Origin of the sequence: Streptomyces sp. NPDC051243 (assembly GCF_044455405.1) — a bacterium.
Taxonomy (GTDB): domain Bacteria; phylum Actinomycetota; class Actinomycetes; order Streptomycetales; family Streptomycetaceae; genus Streptomyces.
The window spans coordinates 22,280-47,026 of the sequence record NZ_JBITES010000028.1; the positions used below are offsets into that span (position 1 = coordinate 22,280).

Below are 24,747 nucleotides of genomic sequence, written 5' to 3' on the forward strand. Positions count from 1 at the left end.
CCCTCCGAGAGCCGCCCGGATAGGGTCGTGCATGTGATCGAGTTCGTACGAAACGTCCGGCTGTGGTTCGAACCCCAGCAGATCCGGCGGGAGGGCGGCACCCCCGACTACCGGTTCTCGCTGGCGAACGAGCGCACCTTCCTGGCCTGGCTGCGTACCGCGCTCGCGCTGATCGGCGGCGGCTTCGCGGTGGACCAGTTCCTGCCGGACCTGCGCTGGGGCTGGCGCGTGGGGCTGGCGCTCGCGCTGCTCGCGGCGGGCGTGCTGTGCTCGTTGCGCGCGGTCAATCACTGGGTGCGCTGCGAGCGGGCGATGCGTCGCGGCGAGGATCTGCCGGTGTCCCGGTTCCCGGCGGTACTGAGCCTGGTGGTCGCGGTCGTCGCCGTCGCGATGGTCGTCGTCGTGCTCGTCGGGTGGGAGGGGTGAGCGCCGGGTCGATTGCGGAGCCGGTGCGGGATCCGGGGCTGCAGCCCGAGCGGACGCGGCTGGCATGGCGCCGTACGACACTGTCCGGCACCGTGGCCGCCGTACTCGCCATGAAGACCGCGCTGCACGGCGGGGTCTCGGTGGTCGGCATGGTCGTCTGCGCCCTGTGCTGCGGGCTGTGGCTGGGCTTCCTGGCCCTGGCACACCGCCGTATCCGCACCCTCGCCGCATCGGCCGAGCCCCCCGCCCTCACTCCCCGGCAGGCCACGGCCACGGCCCTGACAACCGTCGCGCCGGCCATGTACGCGGCAGCCCTCCTCCTCTGACGACAGCCACCCCGCGACCACGGTGGCCGACACGGCCCTCTACGCCCCGTGCTACGGGCCGTGGCCCGGCTTCCCGGCCCTGGCACACCGCCGCATCCGCACCCTCGCCGCATCGCCCGAGCCCCCCGCCCTCACTCCCCGGCAGACCACCACCACGGCCCTGACAACCGTCGCGCCGGCCATGTACGCGGCAGCCCTCCTCCTCTGACGACGGCCACCCCGCGGCCACCCCCGGACGGACGGCGCTCGCCGGCAGACACTCCCGGACGTGTCACTCCGCCCCCTGCCACAACCCCGCCGGCGCCACCCCCTCCTCCGCGTCCCAGTCCACCGTCACCACGATCTTGCCCCGCGTGCGGCCCTCCTGACTGAGGCGGTGGGCGTCGGCCGCCCGCTCCAGCGGAAGCGTCTCCGAGACGTGCACGGACACCACCCCCTCCTCCGCCAGCTCGGACAGCCGCAGCAGGTCCAGGGCGTCGGGGCGGACGAAGTAGTAGCGGCCGCCGTAGTCGAAGACGTCCGGGTCGGCGATCGACACCAGACGGCCCTCGGGCGCCAGGAGGTTCGCCGAGACCTTCAGGGCCTCACCGCCGATCGTGTCGAGCACCGCGTCCACACCCTCGGGTGCCAGCTCACGCACCCGGTCGAACAGGCTTCCGTCGGCGTACTCGACCGGCTCGCCGCCGAGGCCGCGTACGAAGTCATGGTTGTGCGCGCTCGCGGTACCGATGACCCGGGCGCCCAGATGACGGCCGAGCTGGACGGCGAGCGAGCCCACCCCGCCCGCCGCGGCGTGCACCAGAACGGTCTCGTCACGCTTGACCTGGAGCACCTTGGACAGCACCTGATAGGCGGTCAGTCCCACCAGCGGCAGCCCGGCCGCCGCCTCCCAGGTGAGGTTGCGGGGCTTGCGCGCGAGGGTACGCACGGGGGCCGCGACGTACTCGGCGAAGGTGCCCCGGGAGAGGAAGTCCTCACGTACGTAGCCGATGACCTCGTCGCCGACGCCGAACTCCGTGACCGAAACGCCCGGTTGGACCACGACACCGGAGACGTCCCATCCCGGCACCACCGGGAAGACGGGCTCCAGCATCCGGTCCATATGACCCTCGCGGCACTTCCAGTCCACCGGGTTGACCCCGGCCGCCCGTACCTTGACCAGCACCGAGTCGGGACCGACCCGCGGGTCGCGCACATCCCCGTATGCGAGCTCCTCGGGGCCGCCGTAGCGTGAGTAGCTGATGCCCTTCATGGGTCCGACCCTCTGGGGTGACAGGACGCCACGCAAGCCCGAATAAGCCGATATGCGCCGTTCGCGTGGCAGCCTGTCGACGTCACAACCCGCACCTCCGAAGGCGAGCACCATGACCACCCTGCACGTCGAACACTCCTCCCACACGCACGCGCACGGCCCCGACTGCGGCCACATCGCGGTGCCGCACGGCGACCACACCGACTACGCACACGACGGTCACCTCCACCGCGAGCACGCGGGCCACTGGGACGAGTGCGAGGCGGAGGGGCACGTCGCACACGAGGGCCACACCCATCAGCACGGCGCCGACTGCGGGCACGAGAGCGTGCTGCACGGCGACCACGTCGACTACGTCCACGACGGCCACCGGCACGCCGCACACGACGGCCACTGGGACGACCACTGAGCCCGCCCCCCGACTCCGGCCGGCCCCCGCACCGGCCGAGAAGACGCCGTCGACAGCTCCCCGGCACCCTGGCCGGGGAGCTGTCGACTTATGGTGGCCCCGATCACGTTCGGCTCTCCCACTGGACGACATACCGACTGGTCGGCATCATGAGTGAGGTCCCGTTCACCTGCTTGAGGAGCCCCGTATGAGCCCCGACCATCCGCCCGGCCTCGATCTCGACCGGCTGCGCGGCCTGCTCGAGAGCGAGTCGCCCGGCCTGGCCCAGGGTCCGCTGACCGGCAGGCTGATCGAGGGCGGACGGTCGAATCTCACCTACGCGGTCTCCGACGGCACCTCGAAGTGGGTCGTACGGCGGCCCCCGCTCGGCCACGTCCTCGCCACGGCCCACGATATGAAGCGCGAGCACCGCGTCATCAGCGCGCTGCACCCGACGAACGTGCCCGTGCCGCGGCCGGTGCTGCTGTGCGAGGACGAGGAGGTGCTCGGGGCACCGTTCTACGTCATGGAGTTCGTCGAGGGCACCCCCTACCGCACCGCTGACCAGCTCGCCCCGCTCGGCCCGGAGCGCACCCGGGACGCGGTGCTGTCGCTGGTGGACACGCTGGTCGAGCTGCACGCGGTGGACCCGGCGTCGGTGGGCCTCGCGGACTTCGGCCGCCCCGAGGGCTTCCTGGACCGGCAATTGCGCCGCTGGGGCAAGCAGTTGGACGCCTCCCGCAACCGTGAGCTGGCCGGCATCGACGAGCTGCACGCGACGCTCGGACGACGGCTCCCCGCCTCCCCCGCGCCGGCCGTCGTGCACGGCGACTACCGGCTCGACAACGTCCTCATCGGTGAGGACGACCGGATCAAGGCGATCCTCGACTGGGAGATGTCGACTCTCGGCGACCCGCTCACCGACCTGGGCCTGCTGGTGATGTACAGCATGCCGCTCGGGATGCCGAACTCCCCGGTCTCCACGACCGCCGAGGCACCGGGCCACCCGGAACCCGCCGAACTGATCGAGCGGTACGCCGCCCGCTCCGGGCGCGACGTCTCGGCCGTCTCCTGGTACACGGCGTTCGCCTGGTTCAAGCTCGCCGTGATCCTGGAGGGCATCCACTACCGCTACACGCTGGGCCAGACGGTCGGCCGCGGCTTCGACCGCATCGGCGACCTGGTCCCCGTCTTCATCGAGCACGGCCTGACCACTCTCCAAGACGGCATCCAGGAAGGCTGACGCACATGGACTTCGCGTTCGACGCGCGCACCGAGGAGCTGCGCGGCAGGCTGCTGACCTTCATGGACGAGTACGTCTATCCGGCCGAGGCGGTGGCGCAGGAGCAGCGGGCCGCGCTGGCCTCCCCCTGGGACACCCCTGCCGTGGTCGAGGAGCTGAAGGCCGAGGCACGCAGGCAGGGCCTGTGGAACCTCTTCCTGCCCGACGCCGAGCACGGCGCCGGACTCACCAACCTCCAGTACGCCCCGCTCGCCGAGATCACCGGCCGCTCCCCGCACCTGGCACCCACCGCCACGAACTGCGCGGCACCGGACACCGGGAACATGGAGGTGCTGGCGCAGTTCGGCGACGAGCGGCAGCAGAAGCAGTGGCTGGAGCCGCTGCTGGCCGGTGAGATCCGCTCGGCGTTCGCGATGACCGAGCCGGAGGTGGCCTCCTCCGACGCCACCAACATCACCACGCACATCGAGCGGGACGGCGACGAGTACGTCCTCACCGGCCGCAAGTGGTACATCTCCGGGGCGATGAACCCGGACTGCAAGATCTTCATCGTGATGGGCAAGACCGACCCGGACGGCGCGGACATCCGCCGCCAGCAGTCCATGGTCCTGGTCCCCCGCGACACCCCCGGTGTCACGGTCAAGCGCGCGATGCAGGTCTTCGGCTACGAGGACCACTCCCACGGCGGCCACGCCGAGGTGATCTTCGACCACGCGCGCGTGCCGGTGTCCAACCTGATCGGCGAGGAGGGCGGCGGCTTCGCCATCGCCCAGGCCCGGCTCGGTCCCGGCCGGATCCACCACTGCATGCGGCTGATCGGCATGGCCGAGCGGGCGATCGAGCTGATGTGCCGGCGCGCGGTGTCCCGTACGGCGTTCGGCAAGGCGCTCGCCCAGCAGGGCGTGGTGCACAACTGGATCGCCGACGCGCGCGTGACGGTCGAGCAGCTGCGGCTGCTGGTGCTGAAGACGGCCTGGCTGATGGACACCGTCGGCAACAAGGGCGCCCACACCGAGATCCAGGCCATCAAGATCGCCACGCCTCGCGCGGTCGTGGACATCATCGACCGGGCGATCCAGCTGCACGGCGCGGGCGGCGTCAGCCAGGACTTCCCGCTGGCCGAGCTGTACGCCGCGGCCCGGACGCTGATGATCGCCGACGGGCCGGACGAGGTGCACCAGCGGTCGCTGGCGCGGCGGGAGCTGAAGAAGTACCTGTAACCGGACGTAGGTAAGGGGCGGCCGCCAAAACGGCCGCCCCTTACGCATGGGCTTCAGGGACACATGGGCTTCAGGGACGCGTGGGGTCAGGGCCGCAGCGCGCGCAGCAGCAGGTCGGCCAAGTGGTCCGCGACCTCCTGGGGGCTCATCGGGCCGTCCGGGCGGTACCAGGTCGACAGATGGTGGACCGACCCGAAGTGGTAGTCCACGACCAGGTCCGCCGGGGTCGCCTTGGAGAAGACGCCCGACTCCTGGCCCTCCTCGATGAGCGCACGGAAGCGTTCGTGGTAGCGCCGGCGCTCGGCGCGCACCTGCTTGTTCTTCTCCGGGCTGAGGTGGTGCATGGAGCGGAAGAAGATCATCGCGTCGTCGAGGTTCTCGATCGTCGTCACGACGACGTCGGCGGCGGCGCCTCTGAGCCGCTTCTCGATGGGCTCGTCGGCGTCCGCGAAGGCGTCGAGGCGCTCCTGCTGAACGCGCAGCACGCGCGCGTACACCTCGTGCAGGAGGTCGTCCTTGGAGCCGAAGTAGTGGTACAGCGCCCCCTTGGTGACGCCGGCCGCCTCGACGATCTCCTGCACCGAGGTGCGGTCGTAGCCCCGCTCGGCGAAGAGCCGGGTGGCGGCGGCGAGCAGCCGCTGGGGGACGGGCGTACCGTCTCCGTCCGTCGTCCTGGCCACTGTGCCGCCACCTGCCCTTCCGAGATGTCTGCCTGCTGTCTAGCCTTCGTTCACGCGAGAACGAAGTTCCCGACGGAGGATCTTCCCACTTGCCGTCTTGGGCAAGTCGGGCAGGATCTCCACCTGACGGGGATATTTGTAGGCGGCCAGTCTCTCCTTGCAGTAGGCGGCGAGTGCGTCGGGGTCCGTTTCCGCACCCGGACGGAGGCTGATGTACGCCTTGACGGTCTCCCCGCGGTACCCGTCGGGTACCCCCACGACGGCCGCCTCGCGCACCGCCGGGTGGGTGTAGAGCACGTCCTCGACCTCGCGCGGCCACACCTTGAAGCCGGACGCGTTGATCATGTCCTTCTTGCGGTCGACGACGTACAGCCAGCCCTCGGCGTCCATGAAGCCGATGTCGCCGGTGCGCAGCTCGCCGCCGGGGAAGGTCTCGGCGGTGGCCTCGGGGCGCCGCCAGTATCCGGGGACGACCTGCGGCCCTCGTACGACGATCTCGCCCTGCTCGCCGAACGGCACCTCCGCGCCCTGGTCGTCGACGATGCGTACGACCGTCTCGGGACCCGGCAGGCCCACCGCGAGCGTCCCGGAGGCCGGGTCGACGGGGGCCTCCAGGCCGGGCGGGACGGAGGCGCAGGGGGCGGTGCACTCGGTGAGGCCGTAGCCGTTGCGGATGTACGGCCCGAAGCCGGAGCGGAACTTCTCCACCAGGGCGGGCGGCAGCGGGGCGCCGCCCGAGGAGATCATCCGGAAGGAGGCGAAGTGGTCGCGGGTGACGGCCGGGTGGGCGGCCAGCGCCATGAAGGCGGTCGACGGGCCGACGGTGTAGTGCGGCCCGTGCTCGGCGAACGCGTCGAGCACGACACCGGCCTCGAACCGGTACGCCAGGACGAGCGTGCCCGCGCTGTCCAGGCAGGCGCCGAGCTGGCAGACCATCCCGGTGATGTGGAACAGGGGTGCCAGCGCGAAGTAGACGGGCGCCTCGGGCAGCTCCAGTCCGGTTCGCTGCCGCTCGGCGTTGTACATGATGTTGCCGTGCGTGTTGGTGGCGCCTTTGGGGGCGCCGCTGGTCCCCGAGGTGTAGCTGATCAGTGCGATGTCGGCGGGGCCCGGGTCGCGTCCCTCGGGCGCCTTGTGTCCCGCGCGGGCCACGGCCGCCAGGTCGTCGGTGTCGTCGGCCTGCGGGAGCCGCTCGAAGGACAGCACGCGCGCGTCGTCGCGAGTCTGGAAATCCAACTCGCACCCGGTGAGCACGATCCGCACCGGCGAGTCGGCCGCCGTCTCGCGCAGATACGACTCCCAGGCCCGGTCGGAACAGATCAGCGTGGCCACCTCACCGTCCCGCAGGACATGACTGACCTCCCCCGACTTGTACATCGGGTTGACGGGCACGACGACCGCGCCCGCCTTCCAGGCGCCCAGCGCGGCGAGCACGAAGTGCGGGGAGTTCTGCAGCAGGATCGCCACCCGGTCGCCGCGCTGCAGGCCACGGGCGGCGAGGTGCCCGGCGACGGAGTCGCTGAGCTCGTCGACCTCGCGGTAGGTGAGGCGGCCGTCGAAGTAGGCGAGGAAGACGCGCTCCGGGGTGTCGGCGGCGGCCCGGCGCAGGGCGTGCACGAGCGAGTCCTCGGGGTCTACGGGGGCGCGCTGGGCGTCGCTGAGGAGGGCCAGCCAGGGCTTGGCGGTGTAACGCGAGGGGGAGGTGTCGGTCACCGGGTCGCCTCCCACTTCTGCTGGATGTGGTTCATGCCGGCCAGCCAGCGGTCCGGCTCGGCGGCCCGGGCCTGGTAGTACCCTGCGACCTCGGGGTGCGGCAGGATCAGGAACCGGTCCTCCGCCATCCCCTTGAACAGGGCGTCCGCCACGTCCTCCGGCGCGATGGCGGTGGGCTTGAGCACCAGGTCACCGGCGGCGCCGGTGGCGTCGAGCATGTCGGTGCGGACGCCCTGCGGGCAGATGGCGTGCACCTTGATCCCCCGGTGCCGGTACGTCAGCGACAGGTATTCCGCGAAGGCGTACGCGCCGTGCTTGGTGACGGCGTAGGGCGCGGCACCGATCATGGTGAGCAGCCCCGCGGCGGAGACGGTCGAGACGAACCGCCCGCTGCCACGCTCCAGCCAGTCGGGAAGCAGGGCGTGCGCCGCGCGGACGTGGGCCATGACGTTGACGTCCCAGGACGTCGACCAGGCCTTGTCGTCGGCGAGGTCGTCGACGTCCGGCCCGCCGAAGGCGACCCCGGCGTTGGCGCAGTACACGTCGACCGAGCCCCCGAGCGCGTCCCGGGCATCGCCGACGATGCCGGAGGCGTCACCGGGGACCGCGATACCGCCGATCTCCTCGGCGACCGCCTCGGCCTTCCCCGCGTCCAGATCGTTGACCACGACTCGGGCGCCCTCGGCCGCGAAGCGCCGGGCCAGGGCGGCCCCTATGCCGCCTCCCGCTCCGGTGACCACGACTCCGGCGTCTCGCAGGGCTTCCACCATCGGTCTCCTTATGACTGCGGCTCTACAGCATCGCCAGACTAACCGGTCGGTATGTAGCTGGGAAGGGGCGCGGTTACGCCCCTAGGGGCGCGGGGAACTGCGCGACAAGCCACGACGTACCGGCACCTTCCCCCCAACCTGTGGGAGCAATACCGTGCCCCCCATGCGCCTATCCAGACGAGCTCTCCTCGCAGCGACAACGGCAGCAGCAGCACTCCCCACGGCCTCCCAGGCCTCCGCGTCCGAGCGCCACAGACAACTGCGCACCGGTTTCGAGGCACTCGCAGCCGACGGCTACGCGATCCTCGAAGGCCGGAAAGTCGGGATCGTCACCAACCCCACCGGCGTCACCCGAGACGTCCGCCACATCGTAGACGTCATGCACGCGGACGAAAGGGTGAACCTCACAGCCGTCTTCGGCCCCGAACACGGCTTCCGCGGCACCGCCCAGGCAGGCGGCTCGGAAGGCCGCTACGACGACCCGGCCACCGGGCTCCCGGTCTACGACACGTACCTCAAGAGCGGCCGGCCCCTCGCCGACATCTTCACCGCCTCCGGCGTCGACACGGTCGTCTTCGACATCCAGGACGTGGGCGCCCGCTTCTACACCTACATCTGGACCCTCTACGACTGCATGGAGGCCGCCCGGCTGGCCGGCAAACGCTTCGTGGTCCTCGACCGCCCGAACCCGGCGACCGGGCGGGCGGCCCAAGGCCCCGTCCTGCACAAGGAGTTCGCCACCTTCGTGGGCCGCGAGCCCGTCTCCCAGGCGCACGGCATGACCGTCGCCGAGCTGGCACGGCTGTTCAACGGGGAGTTCCTCACCGCGCCGGTCCCGCTGGAGACCGTACGGATGACGGGCTGGCGGCGATCCGACTTCTACGACGCCTCGGGGCTGCCCTGGGTGCCGCCGAGCCCGAACATGCCCACCCCCGACACCGCCCTCGTGTACTCCGGCACCTGTCTCTTCGAGGGCACGAACCTCTCGGAGGGCCGCGGCACCACCCGCCCCTTCGAACTGCTGGGCGCGGAGGGCATCGACGGACGCTGGGCGGCAACAGCCAACGAACTCGGCCTCCCCGGCGTGCACTTCAGGGAGGCGTACTTCGCCCCCACGTTCTCCAAGTTCCAGGGCAAGACCGTCAGCGGCGTACAGCTCCACGTCCACGACCGCACCGCCTACGACCCGGTCCGCACCGGAATCGCCCTGCTGGTGACCGCCAAGAAGGTCTGGAGCGGCTTCGGTTGGCGCGCGGACAACTGGATCGACAAGCTCACCGGCTCCACCCGGGTGCGCACGGCGATCGACGCGGGAGCGAGTGCCGACGAGGTGGTGGCGGGCTGGCAGCAGGAGCTGGCGGCGTTCCGGCGGGTGCGCCGGGAGTACCTGCTGTACAAGTGAGCGCCCCACTGATGGGTGACGACGTATGGCCATTCCCGCCCACTAGCAGGACGATGCGCCCGTATCGCACCGCAATCGGGGGACGAGGGGGCCTGACATGGCGGATCCGGCAGTGAGCGTGACTCCCTACTGGGAGCTGACCTTCGACGCGGACGGGGACCCGGACGCCGGCCGGCGGGACCGGCTGCTGGCCGGCGTGGGGCGGCACCAGGTCCGTGATCTGATCGTCTTCGCGCACGGCTGGAACAACGACCGCTCGGGGGCGACCCGGCTCTACGACGGCTTCTTCGCGGCGATCCCGCGGCTGGCTCCGGCCGCGAGGATCGGGTACGCGGGGGTGGTCTGGCCGTCGATGCGGTTCTCGGACGAGCCGATCCCGGACTTTCCGCGGGCCGTCGCGGCGGAGATGCCCCGTCGCCCGGCGCTCGACAAGGACACGCGGCACGCCCTGCTGGAGACCTTCCCCGGACGGGCGACCGTCATCGACCAGATCGCGCGCATGCTGGACCAGCAGCCGCGCGAGGAGGCCGAGTTGGAGGAGTTCGGGCGGCTGGTGCGGATGCTGGTGGACGTGGTGCCGCCGGGGCCGCAGGCGCTGTTCGCGGCGGACACGCTGTGCGAGGGGGTGCCGCAGGACTCGCCGGACATGCTCTCGGGATCCGTCGCGGCCGTGTGCGAGGAGTTCGCTCAGGCGCTGACGCAGCTGGAGGCGTCCGGCGGAGCGCAGGACGGCGTGGCTTCCTTCTCGTTGCCGAACCCGTGGGAGGGCGCCCATGAGCTGCTGCGGCAGGCGACGTACTACACCATGAAGCGGCGCGCGGGAACGGTCGGTGAGCGTGGGCTCGGCCCGGTGATCGGGCAACTGGCCGCACGGGAGCCCGGGGTGCGGGTGCATCTCGTCGGGCACAGCTTCGGCGCGCGGCTGGTGTCGTTCGCGCTGCGCGGGCTGCCGAAGGGTGTGCGCTCGGTGAAGTCGGTGACGCTGCTCCAGGGCGCCTTCTCGCACTACGCGTTCGCGTCCCGGCTGCCGCACGACGCCCGTGCGGGCGGTGTGCTGGAGGGCCAGCACAACCGTATCGACGGGCCTTTGGTGTGCTGCTACTCACGGCACGACTCGGCCCTGTCCACGATGTACCCGCTGGCCTCGCGCATGGCCGGTGACGCACGAGGTGTCGCCGCTGTGGACATCGGCCGGATGCTGGGTGCCAAGTGGGGTGCGATGGGGCACGACGGCGTGCAGGCGGTACCCGGGACGAAGTCGTACAAGCTGGCCGAGGCGCTGAAGGCGACGCTGCCGACGTCGGGGTGCGTGAATGTCGACGCGGCGGCGGTGGTCAGGCGTGGCGGGCCGCCGGCGGGGGCGCACAGCGACATCGTGCACCGGGAACTGGCGCAGGTGGTAGTGGCGGCGGGCCGCATCAAGTGACCCGCCGCCGGACACCGGCCCCTCACGCGTGACCGGTCACCGCCCCGTCACCGGTGTGACGTGAACTCCACGACCTGCTGATACGTCGGCCGGTTCTGCCAGCTGATCTTGCCGTGCTTGATCCCGCCCAGGGTGCGCTGGACGATCGAGTCGGCGCACCACTGGTCGCCCGCCGAGCACTGGTCGTCGCCGGGGTAGACCTGGGCCGCGGTCTTGCCTGCCGCCTCCTTCAGGGTGCTGATGAGGATGTTCCGGCAGGCGCTGAGGCTGCCTCCGCCGCAGTACTCGCGGTCGAGCGGGCCCTGTACCGGCTCACCGAGCACGGACCGGATGTCCTTGTCGACATAGCTCCACCAGCCGTACTGGAAGGAGCTCCCGGCGTGCGAGCCGGTCGGGCCGTGTCCGGCCGACGGGGACTCGTCGATGGGCAGGTTGTTCGTCATCGCGGCGTACAGCTCGCTGCCGAGGCCCGGTTCGAACGCGGCCTTCACCAGCAGCGGCCACCACGCGTCCAGGATGCGGATCGCGTCGGCGTTGGCGTACGTCTTCGAACCGGCCGACGTCTCGGTGCGTTTGCCGCCCGCGGAGACCCACGTCTGGAGCTTGCCGGCCGCCCCGGCGGCCGTGGTGTCGGTCACCGGGGAGCTGTTGACGACCTTCAGCAGGTCCGGCAACACGTCCTCCGCCCGCAGGTCGGCCAGCCCCGCATCCGCCATGGCCTTCACGAGCGAGGCCCGGGTCACGCCGCCTGCGTCGACCAGCTTCTTCACCCGGTTCTCCAGCAGGTTGCCGCGGTGGACCGAGCCGTTGCCCCAGGGTGCGGTGGTGTAGTCCTTGGCCTGCTTGTTGTTCCAGGAGATGTAGTAGTCCTGGTCGATGGAGTTCGGGTGGGCCGACGGCGGGGTGTACTGCGCCGTGTTCGTCGCCGGGTCCCAGCCCCGCCACTCGTACGCCGGCTGCGCCCAGACCGGGAACTCCGCGTCGACGCCGGTCGCCCGGACCGGGTTGTCGCCGCTGTTGTAGTAGGCGGTGTGCTCGGAGTCGACGTAGAACCAGTTGAACGTGTAGTTGATGTGCTGCACCGCCTTCTGGAAGTCCTCCGGGCCCTTGACGTAGTCCGGGTCGTTCAGCATCTGGAAGCCGATGATCGAGTCGGCCTCGTGCATGAAGGACGAGCGCAGGGTGGTGTAGGCGACCTTCTTGCCGCCGACCGTCGCGCGGTGCGTGACGGGGCCGTACTTGGTGCGCCAGACCCGCATCGTGTACGAGCCCTCGGGGGTGCTGTCGGCGGTCGTCGGCTTCCAGGCGTTCTTCTGCTCGACCTTCTCCATGGCGGTGCAGGTGCCGCGGTAGAGGTAGTGGTGGTCGTCCTGGCACAGCTCGACGGCGTAGGTGTCGATGATGTCCTGGCCGGAGGTCGTGGCGCTCCACGAGTAGTCCTGGCCGCGGCCGAGCTCGACGTACATGCTGAGGCCGGCGAAGGAGGCGCCGCGGGCGCTGATGCCCGGACCCTGGATCTCCTGGAGCAGGAGGAGTTGGGGTGCGAAGTACCCGGTCTGCGGGCCGAAGACGGCGACCGGGTGGCCGCCGGCGGTGTGCTCGCCGCTGACCACGAGGGCGTTGGACATGCCCCGCTTGGCCGAGCTCATGGCGGTCTCGGCGGCCGTGGTGGAGGCGCCGGTCGCGGCGGTGCCGGCCGCGCTGCCCGTACGGTCGTACACGAGCTGCTCCTCGGTCACCGAGCCGGCGTCGGGCAGGGCCTCGCCCTGCGGGTCGGCGGGCTTGGTGGCGTACGGGAAGCTCTTGTCGTGGACGGTGACGACCGCCTCCGGGTCGTTGCGCTCACGGAACGACTCCCACAGCGCGGTGCCCTCGACCACGCCGTACTTCTCCTGGGCGGCCAGCAGGGAGATCGCGTTGTCGACCTCGCCACCGCCGCCGGAGCCGAACAGGGCGCCGATGACCGAGCCCAGCGCGACGAGGTCGGTGATCTTGAACTTCTCGATGGTGCCGGCGTTGGTGACGGAGTCCTTGTGTCCGGTCAGGACGTATTCGCCGGGGAAGTAGCGGCCACTGTCGGATGCGTCGATATAGGCGTTGATGCCGTCCAGGTACGCCTTCGCATCGGCGAGGGCCAGTTGCCCGCGTTCGCCGTTCGAGGCGACGGCGTTGTCGATCTGGGCCTGGAGGTCGGCCTCGGTGTACGGCGCGTTGCGCCAGAACTGCTGTTCAAGGCCCTGGTTGGAGGGCGCGCCGCCCGCGAAGGAGGTCAGCTGACCGCGTCCCACGTGCCGGAAGACGTCCATCAGCCACAGCCGGTCCTGGGCGGCCGCATAGCCGGCGCCGAACTCCGTGCCGTATCTGGTGGTACCGGTGATGTGCGGCACACCTGTCTTCTTGTCCCGGACGATCGTCACGTCGCTGCGTCCGGCGGGTCTCACGGTGGAGGCGACTTGATCGGAAGGGACGCCGAACGAGGCGTCGTTGAAGAAGTTGTTGATCGTCGCGTTGGTGAGACCGGAGTAGCCGGTGGCCAGGTTCGCGTAAGGGCCCAGCTGGTCGGAGGCGTGTTCCGGCATGCTTCCGAAGGCCTGGTTGAGCAGGATCTGGGCTAGCGTGGCGTTGCCGTTCTGGCCCGGCGGCAGGATGTCGGAGCACTGGTTACCGCAGTGGTCGTTCGCGGCCGCGGCCTCGGCCACGACCTCCTCGGTCGCGGCCACCGCTGGGGAAAGAGGCGACAAAAGACCGGCAATCAGCACGCATACGGATGCGGTCTTCAGGAACCCGGGGAATCTGCCGGGAGTTCTCAGTCTGTTCGGGGCGTTGCGGAAGTGACGCCGTGGCATGGCAGCTCCTACCGACGAGGGTGGGCCGAGAGTGTTACCGGCGGTATCCCCGGGATTGAAGATGAACATGCGTCATTTTTTGGAGTCACATGGGCCGGCTACGGAGTCACCAGGGCTCGCTATGGAGGTCATCGGAAATCGAATGGAGCCGAATCGCTTGTCGATACGTCTATTCGTCAACGTCGCGCGAAGTCCGTGCGACGACGCCGAAGTGACCGAAGTACAGGTGCAGGTGTGACGGAGGTGCAGGGCGATGGCCGGTTTCCGGAGTCTGGCGAGACAGGTGCGCGACGCACGGTGCGATCTGGCGCTACGGCGCTACTCGCTGCGTAAGTGCCTTGAGCGGTTCGCTCCTTATGGGCACAGGGCGACCTGGGACCACTTGTGCTCCCGGGCGGGATTCGGTCCGGAGGACCGGTCCCCCGATCCTGCGCGGCTCGTGGCCGCGTTGGACGAACTGGAGGAGGCGCGTTCGGTCTGGCTGGCCTACGAGGTCGAGTTCGCCGAGCGGCGCAGGAAGGAAAAGCACGACGGACTGCGCAGGCCGGGCAGCGTGGACGACTGGCACCGGCTGACCTGGGGCGGCTTCGGAGTCGCCTGGTGCGACAACCCCCGGGTCCACCCGCATGAACCGCTGGCCGAGGTGCTGCGCCGACTGATCTCCGCGCTGGAGCGCGAACCGGGCTCGGAGTGCCCGGTGTGCGGCGGGGAGCGGCTGATCTGGAAGTACGACCTGGCCCATGAACCGTCGTCGGGCCCGGTCTGCACGGACTGCGGAATCGTCGTACCGCGTCCGGTTCTCACGCCCGAAGCGCTGGCGGCGTCGCGGCGCGAACGGCGGCTGCTCATGTCCGCCTAGTACGACGGGGGTGCGCCGGGGATGCCGCACCCCCTCTTGCCGACGGTGCCGTTCGCTGGCGCTTCCCTGTCCGGCGTGCGCCGTTGTCCGTGGTGACTGGCACCATCGAGACATGATCCAGGTGTGTCTGAACGGGCCCCGAGGGGCGGACGACGGTGCGCGGGTGCCGCTGTCACCGGAGGCGATGGCCGAGTCCGCCGCCGCTGCCGTCGCGGCCGGGGCCACGGACGTCCATGTCCACCCGAAGACCCCCTGCGGACAGGACAGTCTGTCGCCGCGCGTGCTCGCGCCGGTGCTCGAGGCCATACGGGCCCGGGTGTCGGTGCCGGTCGGGGTGACCACGGGCGCCTGGGCGGAACCCGATCCGGTGGCTCGGCCGGCGCGCATACGGAGCTGGGTCGTGCTGCCGGACCACGCCTCGGTCAACTGGCACGAGGAGGGCGCCGAGGACGTGGCCGCGGCGCTGATCGAGCGAGGCGTGGGCGTCGAGGCCGGCATCTGGTCCGGCACGGACGGCGCGGCACGGTTCGCCGCCTCGCCGCTGGGGCCGAGGGTGCTGCGGGTGCTGGCGGAGGTGACGGACCCGGCGGCGCAGACCGCCGAGGAGAGCGCGCGTGCTCTCCTGGCCGAGCTGGGCTCGGCGTTCGGCCGTCCGATGCTGCTGCACGGCCAGGACGGGGGTGCCTGGCCGGTGCTGCGGCTGGCGGGGCGGCTGGGGCTGGCGACGCGTATCGGCCTGGAGGACACGCTGCTCCTGCCGGACGGGGAACAGGCCCGGTCCAACGCTCAGTTGGTGGCGGAGGGGTTGAACCAGTACGGATGGGCCCAGCGCTCGTCGTAGGGCAGGGCGAGGAGTTCGGACCGTGTCGCGAGGTCGGGCTCGCCCTGGGCGCGGAGGCGGGCGGGGGCGTGGGCGGCCAGCCAGGTCTGGAGTTCGGCGACGACGGCGTCGTCGTCGCCGTGGTACCACCAGCCGAGCGGCGAGTCGTCGACCACCAGGTGGTACAGCCACTCGCCCGCGCAGCTCACGAGGTGGCGGTCGGCCACAGGGTGCGCGCCGAACCGATCGAGCAGCGGGGTCATGGCGTGCAGGATCGTGGCGCACGTCTCGAACACGTCGTGGACGGGATAGGGCGGCTCGGGGGTCGTGAGGACGTCCTGCCACCACGCGTGCACGAACGCCTCGACGGCCGCCGCCTGATCGGCGGGCCAGGCGCGCCAGTCCACCCGGCTCAGACCGTGGGCACCCCAGCCGATCCCGTCGAAGCTGCCGTCGGCCATGGCCCGCGCGGTCTGCGGCAGCAGCCGCCGTATCACGGCGCCGTAGTCCTCGAAGTGAAGAGGGTCCTTGAAGGCGAATATGCGCAGAAGATCCGCCGGGACCCGCGTGTACGGCGTGCGCAGATACGCGATGTCCTGCGGGGCGAAGCAGTGCATACAGCCGGTCTCCGCGGGGCTGGCGAAGCCGTTGAAGACCGTGTCGATGTCCGCGAGGGCGGCGTCGAGGGAGGGCGAGGACATGGAGGGTCGTCCCGTCAGGACTCCGTGCGCGACGGCGTACCGCCGGCCGAAGATCGCGACGATACCAGCCGCTAAACCGTTCGATCCAGCCCTTTCCGGTACGGACAGTTGGGGGCGATGAAACGCGACCCGAGGCCTTGAAGGAGCCCCTGATGTCGACGCTGCGCGTCACCGCCGAAGTGCTGACCGTCCATGAGCATCCGAATGCCGACGCCCTCGAACTGGCCCAGGTGGGCCTGTACCGGGCCGTCGTCGCCAAGGGCGCGTACCGCACCGGTGATTGCGCGGTGTACATCCCCGAGCAGTCCGTGCTGCCGGCCGAGCTGATCGAGGAGCTGGGGCTGACCGGGCGGCTGGCGGGGAGCAAGGCCGACCGGGTCAAGGCGGTGCGGCTGCGCGGTGAGCTGTCGCAGGGGATCGTGTGCCGGCCGAAGGCACTGGCCGACGTGGATCTGGCGCGGGCGGCGGCCGAGGGCACCGACTTCGCCGAGCGGCTGGGGATCAGCAAGTGGGTGCCGCCGATACCGCCCACCATGTCCGGTGACGTGGAGTCCGCGCCGGATCTGCTGCCGTGGGTCGACGTCGAGAACATCCAGCGGTACCCGGACATCTTCACGCCGGGCGAGCCGGTGGTGCTGACCGAGAAGCTGCACGGGTCGGCGTGCCTGCTGACGTATGTCGCCGACGAGGAGCGGGTGTACGTGTCCTCCAAGGGCTTCGGGGCGAAGTCGCTGGCGCTGAAGGAGGAGGCGCGGAATCTGTACTGGCGGGCGGTGCGGGCGCACGGTGTCGCCGAGGCGGCGGCCCGGATCGCCGAGCGGCTCGGGGCCCGGCGGGTCGGGATCTTCGGGGAGGTGTTCGGGGCGGGGGTGCAGGACCTGACGTACGGGGCGGATGGGCGTCGGGAGAGCCTGGGCTACGCCGCGTTCGACGTGTCCGCGGAGATCGACGGGCAGGTGCGGTGGCTGGATGCGGCTGAGGTGCTCCAGGGGGAAGTGCCTTTGGTGCCACGGCTGTTCGAGGGGGCGTTCGACATCGAGCGGGTGCTTGAGGTCGCGAGCGGGCGGGAGACCGTGTCCGGGCGGGGGTTGCATCTGCGGGAGGGCGTGGTGATACGGCCGGCCAGTGAGCGGTACAGCGCGGTGACCGGGGGGCGGGCGATCGCGAAGGCGGTCAGTCCGGCTTATCTGACGCGGAAGGGTGGTACCGAGTACGAGTAAGCCGGCGCCGGTCGGTTGGGTCGCTCGCCCGCGCTTGGGGGGTACCTCCCCCAAGCTCTCGACTTCGCGCCAGGGAACTAGGCGTCCGATTGGCCCCTTCTCCCCTTTCGCCGACTCCCCCCGTGTTCCACCATCAGGCGCGACCCCGTGAGCCGTTCGCCGAACACGTCGTCCGGGTTGGACAGGACGCAGTTGTCGAGGGAGAGGCAGCCGCAGCCGATGCAGTCGGTCAAGTGGTCGCGGAGGCGGTTCAGTTGCTGTATGCGTTCGTCCAGTTCCGAGCGCCAGGCCTCCGACAGGCGTGCCCAGTCCTCGTGTGTGGGAGTGCGTTCCTCGGGGAGTTCGGCGAGGGCGTCGCGGATCGTGGCCAGCGGGATGCCCACCCGTTGCGCGGCACGGACGAAGGCGACCCGGCGCAGGGTGTCACGGGTGTAGCGGCGCTGGTTGCCTGAGGTGCGGCGGCTGCTGATCAACCCCTTGGACTCGTAGAAGTGCAGGGCGGAGACGGCGGCGCCGCTACGGGCGGCGAGCTGGCCGACCGTGAGCTCGTGGATCTTCTCGGGGATCTGGGGCACCCCACAAACCTACCTACCGCGTCACCGTGCCGGTCCGTTGACAGGGGCTGCCCGTCCTAGCATGCTAAGCAGTTGCTTAGACATGCGCAGCGACATACGCAGCGAAGTACGCGACGCGAGAGGCCGGGACATGGCAGAGCCGAGGATCTTCACGTCCGCCGACGAACTGAAGGCGGCGGTGGGTGAGCAGCTGGGGTACACGGACTGGCTGGAGGTCGACCAGAAGCGGATCGATCTGTTCGCGGAGGCCACCGGTGACCACCAGTGGATCCACGTCGATCCCGAGAAGGCCGCGGCGGGCCCCTTCGGGACCACCATCGCCCACGGGTATCTCACGCTGTCGCTGCTTCCGCTCTTCGGCCCTCAGCTCATCAAGGTCGAAGGTGTGAAGATGGGCGTCAACTACGGGACCAACAAGGTGCGCTTCCCCGCGCCGGTGCCGGTCGGATCCCGGCTGCGCGCCACCGCCACCATCACCGGCGTCGAGGACGTGACGGGCGGCATCCAGGTCACCGTGGCCTTCACCGTGGAGCGCGAGGGCGGCGACAAGCCGGTGTGCGTGGCCGAGTCCGTGTCCCGCTACTACCTCTGAGCCAGGCCGCCTCCGGGCCGGGCCCCCGAGCCGGCGGGGGTTACTTCGCTCCCACCATCCGCAGCACGAGGTCGGCGTCCAGCGCGCCGACCTCCTCGGGAGTCCATGGACCGTCGACGTTGAACCAGCGGGCCACGTCGATGCAGAGCGACATGACGGCCAGGGTCGTGCCCTTCACGTCCAGCACGTCGAAGTCACCGGCCGCCACGCCGTCCTCGATGATCGCGCGCACCTCGGCGTCGCACTGCCGGCGCAGCGCGAGGATCTCGGCGCGGGCGTCCGGGCCGAGGGAGTCCAGTTCGTACTGCACGACCCGGGCGGTGGTGCGTCCCCCGGCGTGCCAGCGGACGAAGGAGCTGACGGCGTCGGCGAGCCGCTCGGCCGGGGTGCCCTCGCGGCGGGCCGCCGTCCGCAGGATGTCGAGGGCCTTCTCGTGGCCGATCCTGCTGATGCGGTGGAGGAGCTCTTCCTTGGTCTTGTAGTGGATGTAGAGCGCGGCCGGGCTCATGCCGGCGCGACCCGCGATGTCACGGGTCGTCGTGGCGTGGTAGCCGCGCTCGGCGAAGGCCTCCACGGCGGCGATCAGCAGCCTCCTGGCCGCGTCGGGCGTGACCTCACCCCACGCCGACGTCTCGCCGCCGGCCGTCTCCTCCGCCGTACTCATCGCTCACTCGCCCCTCTCGCCCGCCCGGCAGCCACCACCGCCCTGACGGAGGCCCTTCGGGCCACACCTTTTCATCGGGCGAACCACCACCATACCGCCGATACTGAGCGAGCGCTTAGTGAGGTCGGTGGGAGGACGCCGTACGACTGTCAGCGTGTCTCGAAGGGGTCGTGCTCGGCCAGCAGCTTCTCCAGCCGTGCCTGGTCGACCCGGCTGACGATCTGGCCGGCCTCCTGACGGTCCCGGATGACCTTGGCGAGCGTGAACGCCGAAGTCACCAGGTAGAGAACCGCGATCGCGAGAAAGCCCCGCACCCAGGCGTCGGCGTTCAGCTGGTAGATGCCGATGCCCGTGGCGGCCATGGCGACCGCGAAGGAGGCCACGGCCTGCCCGTAGAACGCCGCCGTGCTCTGCTGCTTGACCGGTGTGTCACTCATGGGGAACAGGGTCGGCGAGTGTGGCACCGGCCACATCCGCTGAAGTACTCAGCCAGGTACTCAGAACGCCGAAATCCCCGTCAGCGCCCGCCCGATGACCAGTTTCTGGATCTGGCTCGTGCCCTCGTAGAGGGTCATCACGCGGGCGTCGCGCAGCAGTTTGCCCGCCGGGTACTCGTCGATGTAGCCATAACCGCCGAACACCTGGAGGGCGTTGTTGGCGGCGCGGACGGCGGCCTCCGAGGCGAAGAGCTTGGCCTTGGAGGACTCGACGGCGAAGGGCAGCCCGCGGTCGATCAGGTCGGCGACCCGCCAGGTCAGCAGGCGGGCGGCGTCCACGTCGACGGCGATGTCGCTGATCAGCTCCTGGACCAGCTGGTGATGGGCGATGGACTTGCCGAACTGCTCGCGTTCGCCGGCGTACCGGACCGCCGCGTCCAGCGCGGCCTGGGCTATGCCGACGCATCCCGCGGCGACCGACATCCGCCCCTTGGCCAGGGCGGACATCGCGACCGAGAAGCCCTTGCCCTCTTCCCCCAGCAGGGCCGCCGCGGGCACCCGTACGTCGTCCAGGACCAGTTCGGCGGTGGCCTGGCCGCGCAGGCCGAGCTTGCCGTGGATGGTGCGACGGGTCAGGCCTGGGGTGTCGGTGGGGACCAGGAAGGCCGAGACGCCCTTGTGGCCGGGCGCGTCGGTGGAGCGGGCGAAGAGCAGGACGACGTCGGCCCACGTGCCGTTGGTGATGAACATCTTGGTGCCGTTGATGACGTAGTCGTCGCCGTCACGCACCGCCCGCGTCGTGAGGTTGCCGGCGTCGGAGCCGGTGCCCGGCTCGGTGAGGCCGAAGCAGCCGACCAGCTCGCCCGCGGTGAGCCCCGGCAGCCAGCGGCGTTTCTGCTCCGCGCTCCCCCGGGCGGCGATCGTCTTGGCGACCAGGCCCAGCGAGACCGACACGATCCCGCGCACCGAGGAGTCGCCCCGGCCCAGCTCCTCCGTGACCAGGCAGTACGCGAGATGGTCGCCGCCCGAGCCGCCGTACTCCTCGTCGATCGTCAGCCCCAGGAAGCCGAGCTCGCCGAGCTTCTTGACGACTGCGCGGTCCACTTCCTCGGCGCGGTCCCAGGCGACGGCGTTCGGGGCGATCTCGCGGTCCACGAAGTCCCGGGCGAGTCGCCGGACGGCGGACTGCTCCTCGCTGAGCTCCAGGTTCATGCCGAGTCACCCCACAGTCAGTGGACACCGAAAGCCGCACATCGAAAGCCGCACATTAAATTATCACTGCTAGTTTACGTTCGGCAGCCCTACTATGTGCGCCATGGCCCGACCGCGCAAGCCCCTCCTCAGCTACGACCGGATCGTCGAGACGGCGCGCGAACTCGTGGACGGGGAGGGCCTGGCGGCCGTCTCCACCCGTCGGCTCGCCGCCGAACTGGGTGTGAGCGGGCCGTCCCTCTACAACCACTTCCGCACGAAGGACGAGATCCTGGAGGCGGTCGCCGACTCGGTGAGCGCGCAGGTCGATCTGTCGATGTTCGAGGACGGCCGGGACTGGCGCACCGCACTGCACGACTGGGCCGTCTCCTACCGGGCCGCCCTGCGTGACCACCCGAACATCGTTCCCGTCCTGGCCCGCGGCCCCGGCCGCCGCCCGGCGGCGCTGCGGCTCGCGGACGCGGTCTACGGCGCGATGGTCGAGGCCGGGTGGCCTCCGGCGCAGGCCACGTCCATCGGCGCGCTGATGCGGTACTTCATCATGGGCTCGGCCCTCGGCTCGTTCGCGGGTGGCTTCGTGGACGACGCGAGCGCGTACGACCCCGCCGACTATCCCCACCTCGGACAGGCCCACCTCCTCGCCGAGCAGCAGGAGAAGATCGACGAGCGGGCCTTCGAGACGGGGCTGACGGCGCTGCTGGACGGGCTGGCGCGGCAGTACGAGCAGGTCGGGCGAGCCGGCTAGCCATATTTCGGCGGGCACCGAAGTGTCCGTGCCGCATGCTGGGAGGCATGGCCACCAGGGATCCGCAGGCACCGCAGCTGGCCCGGCTCGCCGGGCTCCTCGCCGACGAGACCCGCGCCGCCTGTCTGCTGGCGCTGCTGGACGGGCGGGCCTGGACCGCGGGTGAGCTCGCGCGGCATGCGGGGGTCGCCGCGTCCACACTGAGCGAGCACCTGGGCAAGCTCGTCGCGGGCGGGCTGCTCGCCGAGGAGCGGCAGGGGCGGCACCGGTATGTGCGGCTCGCGGACACGCGGGTCGCGCAGCTCGTGGAGGACCTGGCCGCGCAGGTGTCGCCTGGTGTCGTCGTACAGCCCCGGAATCTGCGTGAGTCCAGCGCAGGGTCCGCGATGGCGCGGGGGCGCACCTGTTACGACCATCTCGCCGGGCGGCTCGGTATCGCGATCACCGACGCGTTCGCGCTGCGCGGGCTGTTGCGGCAGGACACGGGGTTTGCGCTGACGGATGCGGGGCTTGGCTGGTTCGCCAGCGCGGGTATCCGTCTCGACCGTTCGAGTCGCCGTCCGTTGGCCCGGGCCTGCCTCGACTGGACGGAGCGACGGCCCCATCTCGCGGGCGTCGCGGGGGCGGCGCTGTGCCGGCATGCGCTGGAGGCGGGGTGGTGTGTGCGGATCGGGTCGGAGCGGGCCGTGAAAGTGACTCCGTCGGGGGAGCGGGCGCTCAGGGAGCTGCTCGGTGTCGACGCGGCTGTACTGCGCTGATCGGCTACTGGGGTGGGGACTTCTCCGATGTGCCGAGTGCGGGAGCGTCGTGGCTCGTCGCGCCCACGCGGCGGTAGCCGCAGATTCAACACAGCCCCGCGCCCCTTGAGGAGCACTGCCGGCAACCCCGTCCGAAATCCGCGAGCCTCCCGATCCACCACCTCCTAGCCTCTGGAGCATGATGAGCGCCTTCCCTGCCCGCCGTACCGAACTGCTCGCCACCGCTGCTGCCACCGTCACCGTCGTCCTGTGGGCTTCGGCCTTCGTCTCGATCCGCAGTGCGGGCGAGGAGTACTCGCCGGGCGCGCTCGCGCTGGGGCGGCTGCTCGTGGGCGCTGCGGTGCTGGGGCTCATCTGCCTCGTCCGGCGGGAGGGGGTGCCTCCCCGTGCCGCCTGGCCCGGGATCGCGATATCCGGGCTGCTGTGGTTCGGGTTCTACAGCGTCGCGCTGAACTGGGGCGAGCAGCAGGTGGACGCCGGTACGGCGGCCCTCGTGGTGAACATCGGGCCCGTCCTCATCGCGCTGCTGGGCGCCCGGCTGCTCGGTGATCCGATGCCGCGGCGGCTGCTGGCCGGGATGGCGGTGTCGTTCGCCGGTGCGGTGACCGTGGGGCTGTCGATGTCGGGCGGGGGCGGATCATCGGTGCTCGGGGTGGTGCTGTGTCTGCTGGCCGCGGTCGGGTACGCGGGCGGAGTCGTGGCGCAGAAGCCCGCGCTCGGGCATGCGAACGCGCTCCAGGTGACGACGTACGGGTGTCTGGTCGGCGCGGTGCTGTGTCTGCCCTTCGCCGGGCAGTTGGTCGGCGAGGCGGCCGAGGCGTCCCTGTCCGCCACGCTCAACATGGTCTACCTGGGCGTCTTCTCGCTGGCGCTCGCCTTCACGACCTGGGCGTACGCCCTGGCCCGTACGACCGCCAGCCGCATGGGCGCGACGACGTACGCGGTGCCCGCGCTGGTCGTGCTGATGTCGTGGCTGGCGCTGGGCGAGGTGCCGGGGCTGCTCACGCTGGCGGGCGGGGCATTGTGTCTGGCCGGGGTCGCCGTGTCGCGGTCCGGGAAGCGGGCCGCTCGGGTCGTGGCGGGCGTGCCACAACCCGAGCAGGCCCGGGAATCAGCGTGAACGCGCCTTGTCCGCAAGGACCTTGATGGACAGCAGCGCGATCACCGCGAGGGCGATGATGTAGCCGGAGACGGCCACCGAGGTGCCCGTGGCCTCCAGCAGCAGCACCATGATGAACGGGGCGAGACCACCGCCGAGCACGGCCGCGATCTGGTAACCGAGGGAGGCGCCCGTGTAGCGCATCTCCGGCGTGAACAGCTCGGCGAACAGGGCCGCCTGGGGACCGTACATGATGCTGAGGAAGCAGCTCGCGACGAACGTGCCGACCGCCAGCCACAGCAGTGAGCCGGTGTCGATCAGCAGGAACAGCGGGACCGCCCACAGACCGATGCCGGCCGCGCCGAGGGCGTAGATGCGGATGCGGCCGATCTTGTCGGAGAGCGCCGCGGCGGCCGGGATCAGCACGAGCTGGGTGAGGCTGATGCAGAGCGAGACGGTGAGGACGGCGCTCTTCTTCATCCCGAGTTCGCGGGTCGTGTAGTCGAGCACGCCGGTGATGATGATGTAGAAGGTCGCGGTGTTCACGGCGAAGGAGCCGCCGGCGAGGAGCACCGTGCCGAGGTGGCCCTTCAGGATCGTGCGCAGCGGGGAGGACTGCTCGGCCTTCTCCTGCTCGGCCAGCTTCCGCTCCGCCTCGCGGAACTCGGGGGTCTCCTCGACACGCGTGTGGATGTACCAGGCGAGCACGAGCACGAACAGGCCCACGAGGAACGGCACCCGCCAGCCCCAGGACGCGAACTCGGAATCGGTCGTGAATGCTCCGGCCAGCAGGAACACCGTGTTGGCGGTCACCACGCCGATGGGGACGCCGAGCTGGACGAAGCTGCCGTAGACACCGCGCTTGCCCTCGGGGGCGTACTCGGTGGCCATCAGCATCGCGCCGCCCCACTGGGCGCCGACAGCGATGCCCTGCATCACGCGGAAGGCGACCAGCAGGATCGGGGCGGCGACGCCGATCGTCTCGTACGTCGGGAGGAGGCCGATGCCGGTGGTGGCGAGGCCCATCAAGGTGAGCGCGAGGACCAGCATCGGCTTGCGGCCGCGCTTGTCGCCGAGCTGACCGGCGACGATGCCGCCGAGGGGGCGGGCCAGGAAGCCGACGGCGAAGGTGGCGAAGGAGGCGAGTACCCCGGCGGTGGGGCTGCCGGCCGGGAAGTAGAGGTCGCCGAGCACCAGGGCGGCGGCGATGCCGAAGACGAAGTAGTCGTACCACTCGACGGCGGAGGCGAGGGCTGCGGCGGTGGCCACGCGGCGGCGGTTGCCCGCGGCGGGAGCGGTGGTGGTGAGCGGCTGGGCGGAAGGTGCCGTGTCCATGCGTGCACACTCCGGTGGGTGCGGGGACGGAACAGGGA

General features: G+C 70.7%; 26 protein-coding genes. 15 read left to right on the forward strand and 11 right to left on the reverse strand.

Annotated features, from left to right (window positions below):
• The first annotated feature begins 33 nt into the window (after nucleotides 1–33).
• The 3 genes from ACIBAG_RS44080 to ACIBAG_RS44090 are packed head-to-tail and all read left to right on the forward strand — an operon-like array spanning nucleotide 34 to nucleotide 960.
• Nucleotides 34–426: a YidH family protein gene (locus tag ACIBAG_RS44080; protein WP_399113591.1), complete on the forward strand. Its 393-nt coding sequence runs from the start codon at nucleotides 34–36 to the stop codon at nucleotides 424–426.
• The gene (locus tag ACIBAG_RS44085) at nucleotides 423–752 is read left to right on the forward strand and encodes a DUF202 domain-containing protein (RefSeq protein ID WP_399113592.1); all 330 of its coding nucleotides are present in this window, start codon (nucleotides 423–425) and stop codon (nucleotides 750–752) included. The genes ACIBAG_RS44080 and ACIBAG_RS44085 overlap by 4 nt, the downstream gene beginning before the upstream one ends.
• A gap of 22 nt (nucleotides 753–774) precedes the next feature.
• Complete coding sequence (locus ACIBAG_RS44090; protein ID WP_399113594.1) at nucleotides 775–960, forward strand: hypothetical protein; 186 nt, start codon at nucleotides 775–777, stop codon at nucleotides 958–960.
• Nucleotides 961–1,023: 63 nt separating this feature from the next.
• Here ACIBAG_RS44090 and ACIBAG_RS44095 read toward each other — a convergent pair whose 3' ends face one another.
• The gene (locus ACIBAG_RS44095; RefSeq protein ID WP_399113595.1) at nucleotides 1,024–2,004 is read right to left on the reverse strand and encodes an NADP-dependent oxidoreductase; all 981 of its coding nucleotides are present in this window, start codon (nucleotides 2,002–2,004) and stop codon (nucleotides 1,024–1,026) included.
• 112 nt (nucleotides 2,005–2,116) lie between these two features.
• Between ACIBAG_RS44095 and ACIBAG_RS44100 the strand changes: the two genes are divergently transcribed.
• From ACIBAG_RS44100 to ACIBAG_RS44110, 3 genes are all read left to right on the forward strand, one after another.
• The gene (locus ACIBAG_RS44100) at nucleotides 2,117–2,413 is read left to right on the forward strand and encodes a hypothetical protein (protein WP_399113597.1); all 297 of its coding nucleotides are present in this window, start codon (nucleotides 2,117–2,119) and stop codon (nucleotides 2,411–2,413) included.
• Between the two features lie 187 nt (nucleotides 2,414–2,600).
• Entirely contained in the window at nucleotides 2,601–3,635 is a 1,035-nt protein-coding gene (locus ACIBAG_RS44105) for a phosphotransferase family protein (RefSeq protein ID WP_399113598.1), read from the forward strand.
• Between the two features lie 5 nt (nucleotides 3,636–3,640).
• Nucleotides 3,641–4,855 carry an acyl-CoA dehydrogenase family protein gene (locus ACIBAG_RS44110; protein ID WP_399113599.1) on the forward strand — a complete coding sequence of 405 codons (1,215 nt, stop codon included), beginning with the start codon at nucleotides 3,641–3,643 and terminating at the stop codon, nucleotides 4,853–4,855.
• Between the two features lie 86 nt (nucleotides 4,856–4,941).
• Here the strand turns inward: ACIBAG_RS44110 and ACIBAG_RS44115 are convergent, their stop codons facing one another.
• From ACIBAG_RS44115 to ACIBAG_RS44125, 3 genes are read right to left on the reverse strand one after another with little or no spacing between them, the layout of a single operon-like run.
• Nucleotides 4,942–5,535, reverse strand: coding sequence for a TetR/AcrR family transcriptional regulator (locus tag ACIBAG_RS44115; RefSeq protein ID WP_399113600.1), 594 nt, complete (start codon nucleotides 5,533–5,535; stop codon nucleotides 4,942–4,944).
• A 39-nt stretch (nucleotides 5,536–5,574) separates the two neighbouring features.
• Entirely contained in the window at nucleotides 5,575–7,248 is a 1,674-nt protein-coding gene (locus ACIBAG_RS44120) for a class I adenylate-forming enzyme family protein (RefSeq protein WP_399113602.1), read from the reverse strand.
• Nucleotides 7,245–8,018 (reverse strand): SDR family oxidoreductase, encoded by a 774-nt coding sequence (locus ACIBAG_RS44125; protein ID WP_399113604.1) that lies wholly within the window; start codon nucleotides 8,016–8,018, stop codon nucleotides 7,245–7,247. The genes ACIBAG_RS44120 and ACIBAG_RS44125 overlap by 4 nt, the downstream gene beginning before the upstream one ends.
• A 163-nt stretch (nucleotides 8,019–8,181) precedes the next feature.
• On the opposite strand from ACIBAG_RS44125, the gene ACIBAG_RS44130 reads away from it, so the two are divergent.
• Both ACIBAG_RS44130 and ACIBAG_RS44135 read left to right on the forward strand, forming a co-directional pair.
• A complete protein-coding gene (locus ACIBAG_RS44130; protein ID WP_399113606.1) occupies nucleotides 8,182–9,420 on the forward strand; it encodes an exo-beta-N-acetylmuramidase NamZ domain-containing protein in 1,239 nt (412 codons plus the stop codon).
• A 97-nt stretch (nucleotides 9,421–9,517) separates the two neighbouring features.
• Nucleotides 9,518–10,846: a serine-threonine protein kinase gene (locus ACIBAG_RS44135; protein WP_399113607.1), complete on the forward strand. Its 1,329-nt coding sequence runs from the start codon at nucleotides 9,518–9,520 to the stop codon at nucleotides 10,844–10,846.
• A gap of 47 nt (nucleotides 10,847–10,893) precedes the next feature.
• On the opposite strand, the gene ACIBAG_RS44140 is transcribed toward ACIBAG_RS44135, so the two are convergent.
• Nucleotides 10,894–13,692 (reverse strand): penicillin acylase family protein, encoded by a 2,799-nt coding sequence (locus ACIBAG_RS44140; protein ID WP_399113609.1) that lies wholly within the window; start codon nucleotides 13,690–13,692, stop codon nucleotides 10,894–10,896.
• 253 nt (nucleotides 13,693–13,945) lie between these two features.
• Between ACIBAG_RS44140 and ACIBAG_RS44145 the strand changes: the two genes are divergently transcribed.
• Nucleotides 13,946–14,551, forward strand: a complete 606-nt coding sequence (locus ACIBAG_RS44145; protein ID WP_399113610.1) for a hypothetical protein — start codon at nucleotides 13,946–13,948, stop codon at nucleotides 14,549–14,551.
• Nucleotides 14,552–14,663: 112 nt separating this feature from the next.
• On the forward strand, nucleotides 14,664–15,392 hold the full coding sequence (locus ACIBAG_RS44150) for a 3-keto-5-aminohexanoate cleavage protein (RefSeq protein ID WP_399113612.1): 729 nt from the start codon (nucleotides 14,664–14,666) through the stop codon (nucleotides 15,390–15,392).
• Here ACIBAG_RS44150 and ACIBAG_RS44155 read toward each other — a convergent pair.
• Nucleotides 15,338–16,072, reverse strand: a complete 735-nt coding sequence (locus ACIBAG_RS44155; protein WP_399113614.1) for a hypothetical protein — start codon at nucleotides 16,070–16,072, stop codon at nucleotides 15,338–15,340. The genes ACIBAG_RS44150 and ACIBAG_RS44155 overlap by 55 nt on opposite strands.
• A 152-nt stretch (nucleotides 16,073–16,224) precedes the next feature.
• On the opposite strand from ACIBAG_RS44155, the gene ACIBAG_RS44160 reads away from it, so the two are divergent.
• Nucleotides 16,225–17,292, forward strand: a complete 1,068-nt coding sequence (locus tag ACIBAG_RS44160; protein ID WP_399113615.1) for an RNA ligase (ATP) — start codon at nucleotides 16,225–16,227, stop codon at nucleotides 17,290–17,292.
• A 77-nt stretch (nucleotides 17,293–17,369) separates the two neighbouring features.
• Here the strand turns inward: ACIBAG_RS44160 and soxR are convergent, their stop codons facing one another.
• Nucleotides 17,370–17,867: a redox-sensitive transcriptional activator SoxR gene (soxR, locus tag ACIBAG_RS44165; RefSeq protein ID WP_399113617.1), complete on the reverse strand. Its 498-nt coding sequence runs from the start codon at nucleotides 17,865–17,867 to the stop codon at nucleotides 17,370–17,372.
• Between the two features lie 130 nt (nucleotides 17,868–17,997).
• Between soxR and ACIBAG_RS44170 the strand changes: the two genes are divergently transcribed.
• Nucleotides 17,998–18,459: a MaoC family dehydratase gene (locus ACIBAG_RS44170; RefSeq protein ID WP_399113618.1), complete on the forward strand. Its 462-nt coding sequence runs from the start codon at nucleotides 17,998–18,000 to the stop codon at nucleotides 18,457–18,459.
• A gap of 40 nt (nucleotides 18,460–18,499) precedes the next feature.
• Here the strand turns inward: ACIBAG_RS44170 and ACIBAG_RS44175 are convergent, their stop codons facing one another.
• The 3 genes from ACIBAG_RS44175 to ACIBAG_RS44185 all read right to left on the reverse strand — a co-directional run bounded on the left by ACIBAG_RS44175 (nucleotide 18,500) and on the right by ACIBAG_RS44185 (nucleotide 20,772).
• Nucleotides 18,500–19,123: a TetR/AcrR family transcriptional regulator gene (locus tag ACIBAG_RS44175; protein ID WP_399113619.1), complete on the reverse strand. Its 624-nt coding sequence runs from the start codon at nucleotides 19,121–19,123 to the stop codon at nucleotides 18,500–18,502.
• 149 nt (nucleotides 19,124–19,272) lie between these two features.
• Nucleotides 19,273–19,560 (reverse strand): YiaA/YiaB family inner membrane protein, encoded by a 288-nt coding sequence (locus ACIBAG_RS44180; protein ID WP_399113620.1) that lies wholly within the window; start codon nucleotides 19,558–19,560, stop codon nucleotides 19,273–19,275.
• A gap of 60 nt (nucleotides 19,561–19,620) precedes the next feature.
• On the reverse strand, nucleotides 19,621–20,772 hold the full coding sequence (locus ACIBAG_RS44185; protein ID WP_399113621.1) for an acyl-CoA dehydrogenase family protein: 1,152 nt from the start codon (nucleotides 20,770–20,772) through the stop codon (nucleotides 19,621–19,623).
• Nucleotides 20,773–20,875: 103 nt separating this feature from the next.
• Here ACIBAG_RS44185 and ACIBAG_RS44190 point away from each other — a divergent pair, with 103 nt between their 5' ends.
• From ACIBAG_RS44190 to ACIBAG_RS44200, 3 genes are all read left to right on the forward strand, one after another.
• Nucleotides 20,876–21,517, forward strand: a complete 642-nt coding sequence (locus ACIBAG_RS44190; protein ID WP_399113622.1) for a TetR/AcrR family transcriptional regulator — start codon at nucleotides 20,876–20,878, stop codon at nucleotides 21,515–21,517.
• A 35-nt stretch (nucleotides 21,518–21,552) separates the two neighbouring features.
• Nucleotides 21,553–22,275: an ArsR/SmtB family transcription factor gene (locus ACIBAG_RS44195; RefSeq protein ID WP_399113623.1), complete on the forward strand. Its 723-nt coding sequence runs from the start codon at nucleotides 21,553–21,555 to the stop codon at nucleotides 22,273–22,275.
• 181 nt (nucleotides 22,276–22,456) lie between these two features.
• Nucleotides 22,457–23,395 carry a DMT family transporter gene (locus ACIBAG_RS44200; protein WP_399113687.1) on the forward strand — a complete coding sequence of 313 codons (939 nt, stop codon included), beginning with the start codon at nucleotides 22,457–22,459 and terminating at the stop codon, nucleotides 23,393–23,395.
• On the opposite strand, the gene ACIBAG_RS44205 is transcribed toward ACIBAG_RS44200, so the two are convergent.
• Complete coding sequence (locus tag ACIBAG_RS44205; RefSeq protein WP_399113625.1) at nucleotides 23,387–24,709, reverse strand: MFS transporter; 1,323 nt, start codon at nucleotides 24,707–24,709, stop codon at nucleotides 23,387–23,389. The two genes, ACIBAG_RS44200 and ACIBAG_RS44205, sit on opposite strands and share 9 nt — an antisense overlap.
• Nucleotides 24,710–24,747 lie beyond the last annotated feature (38 nt).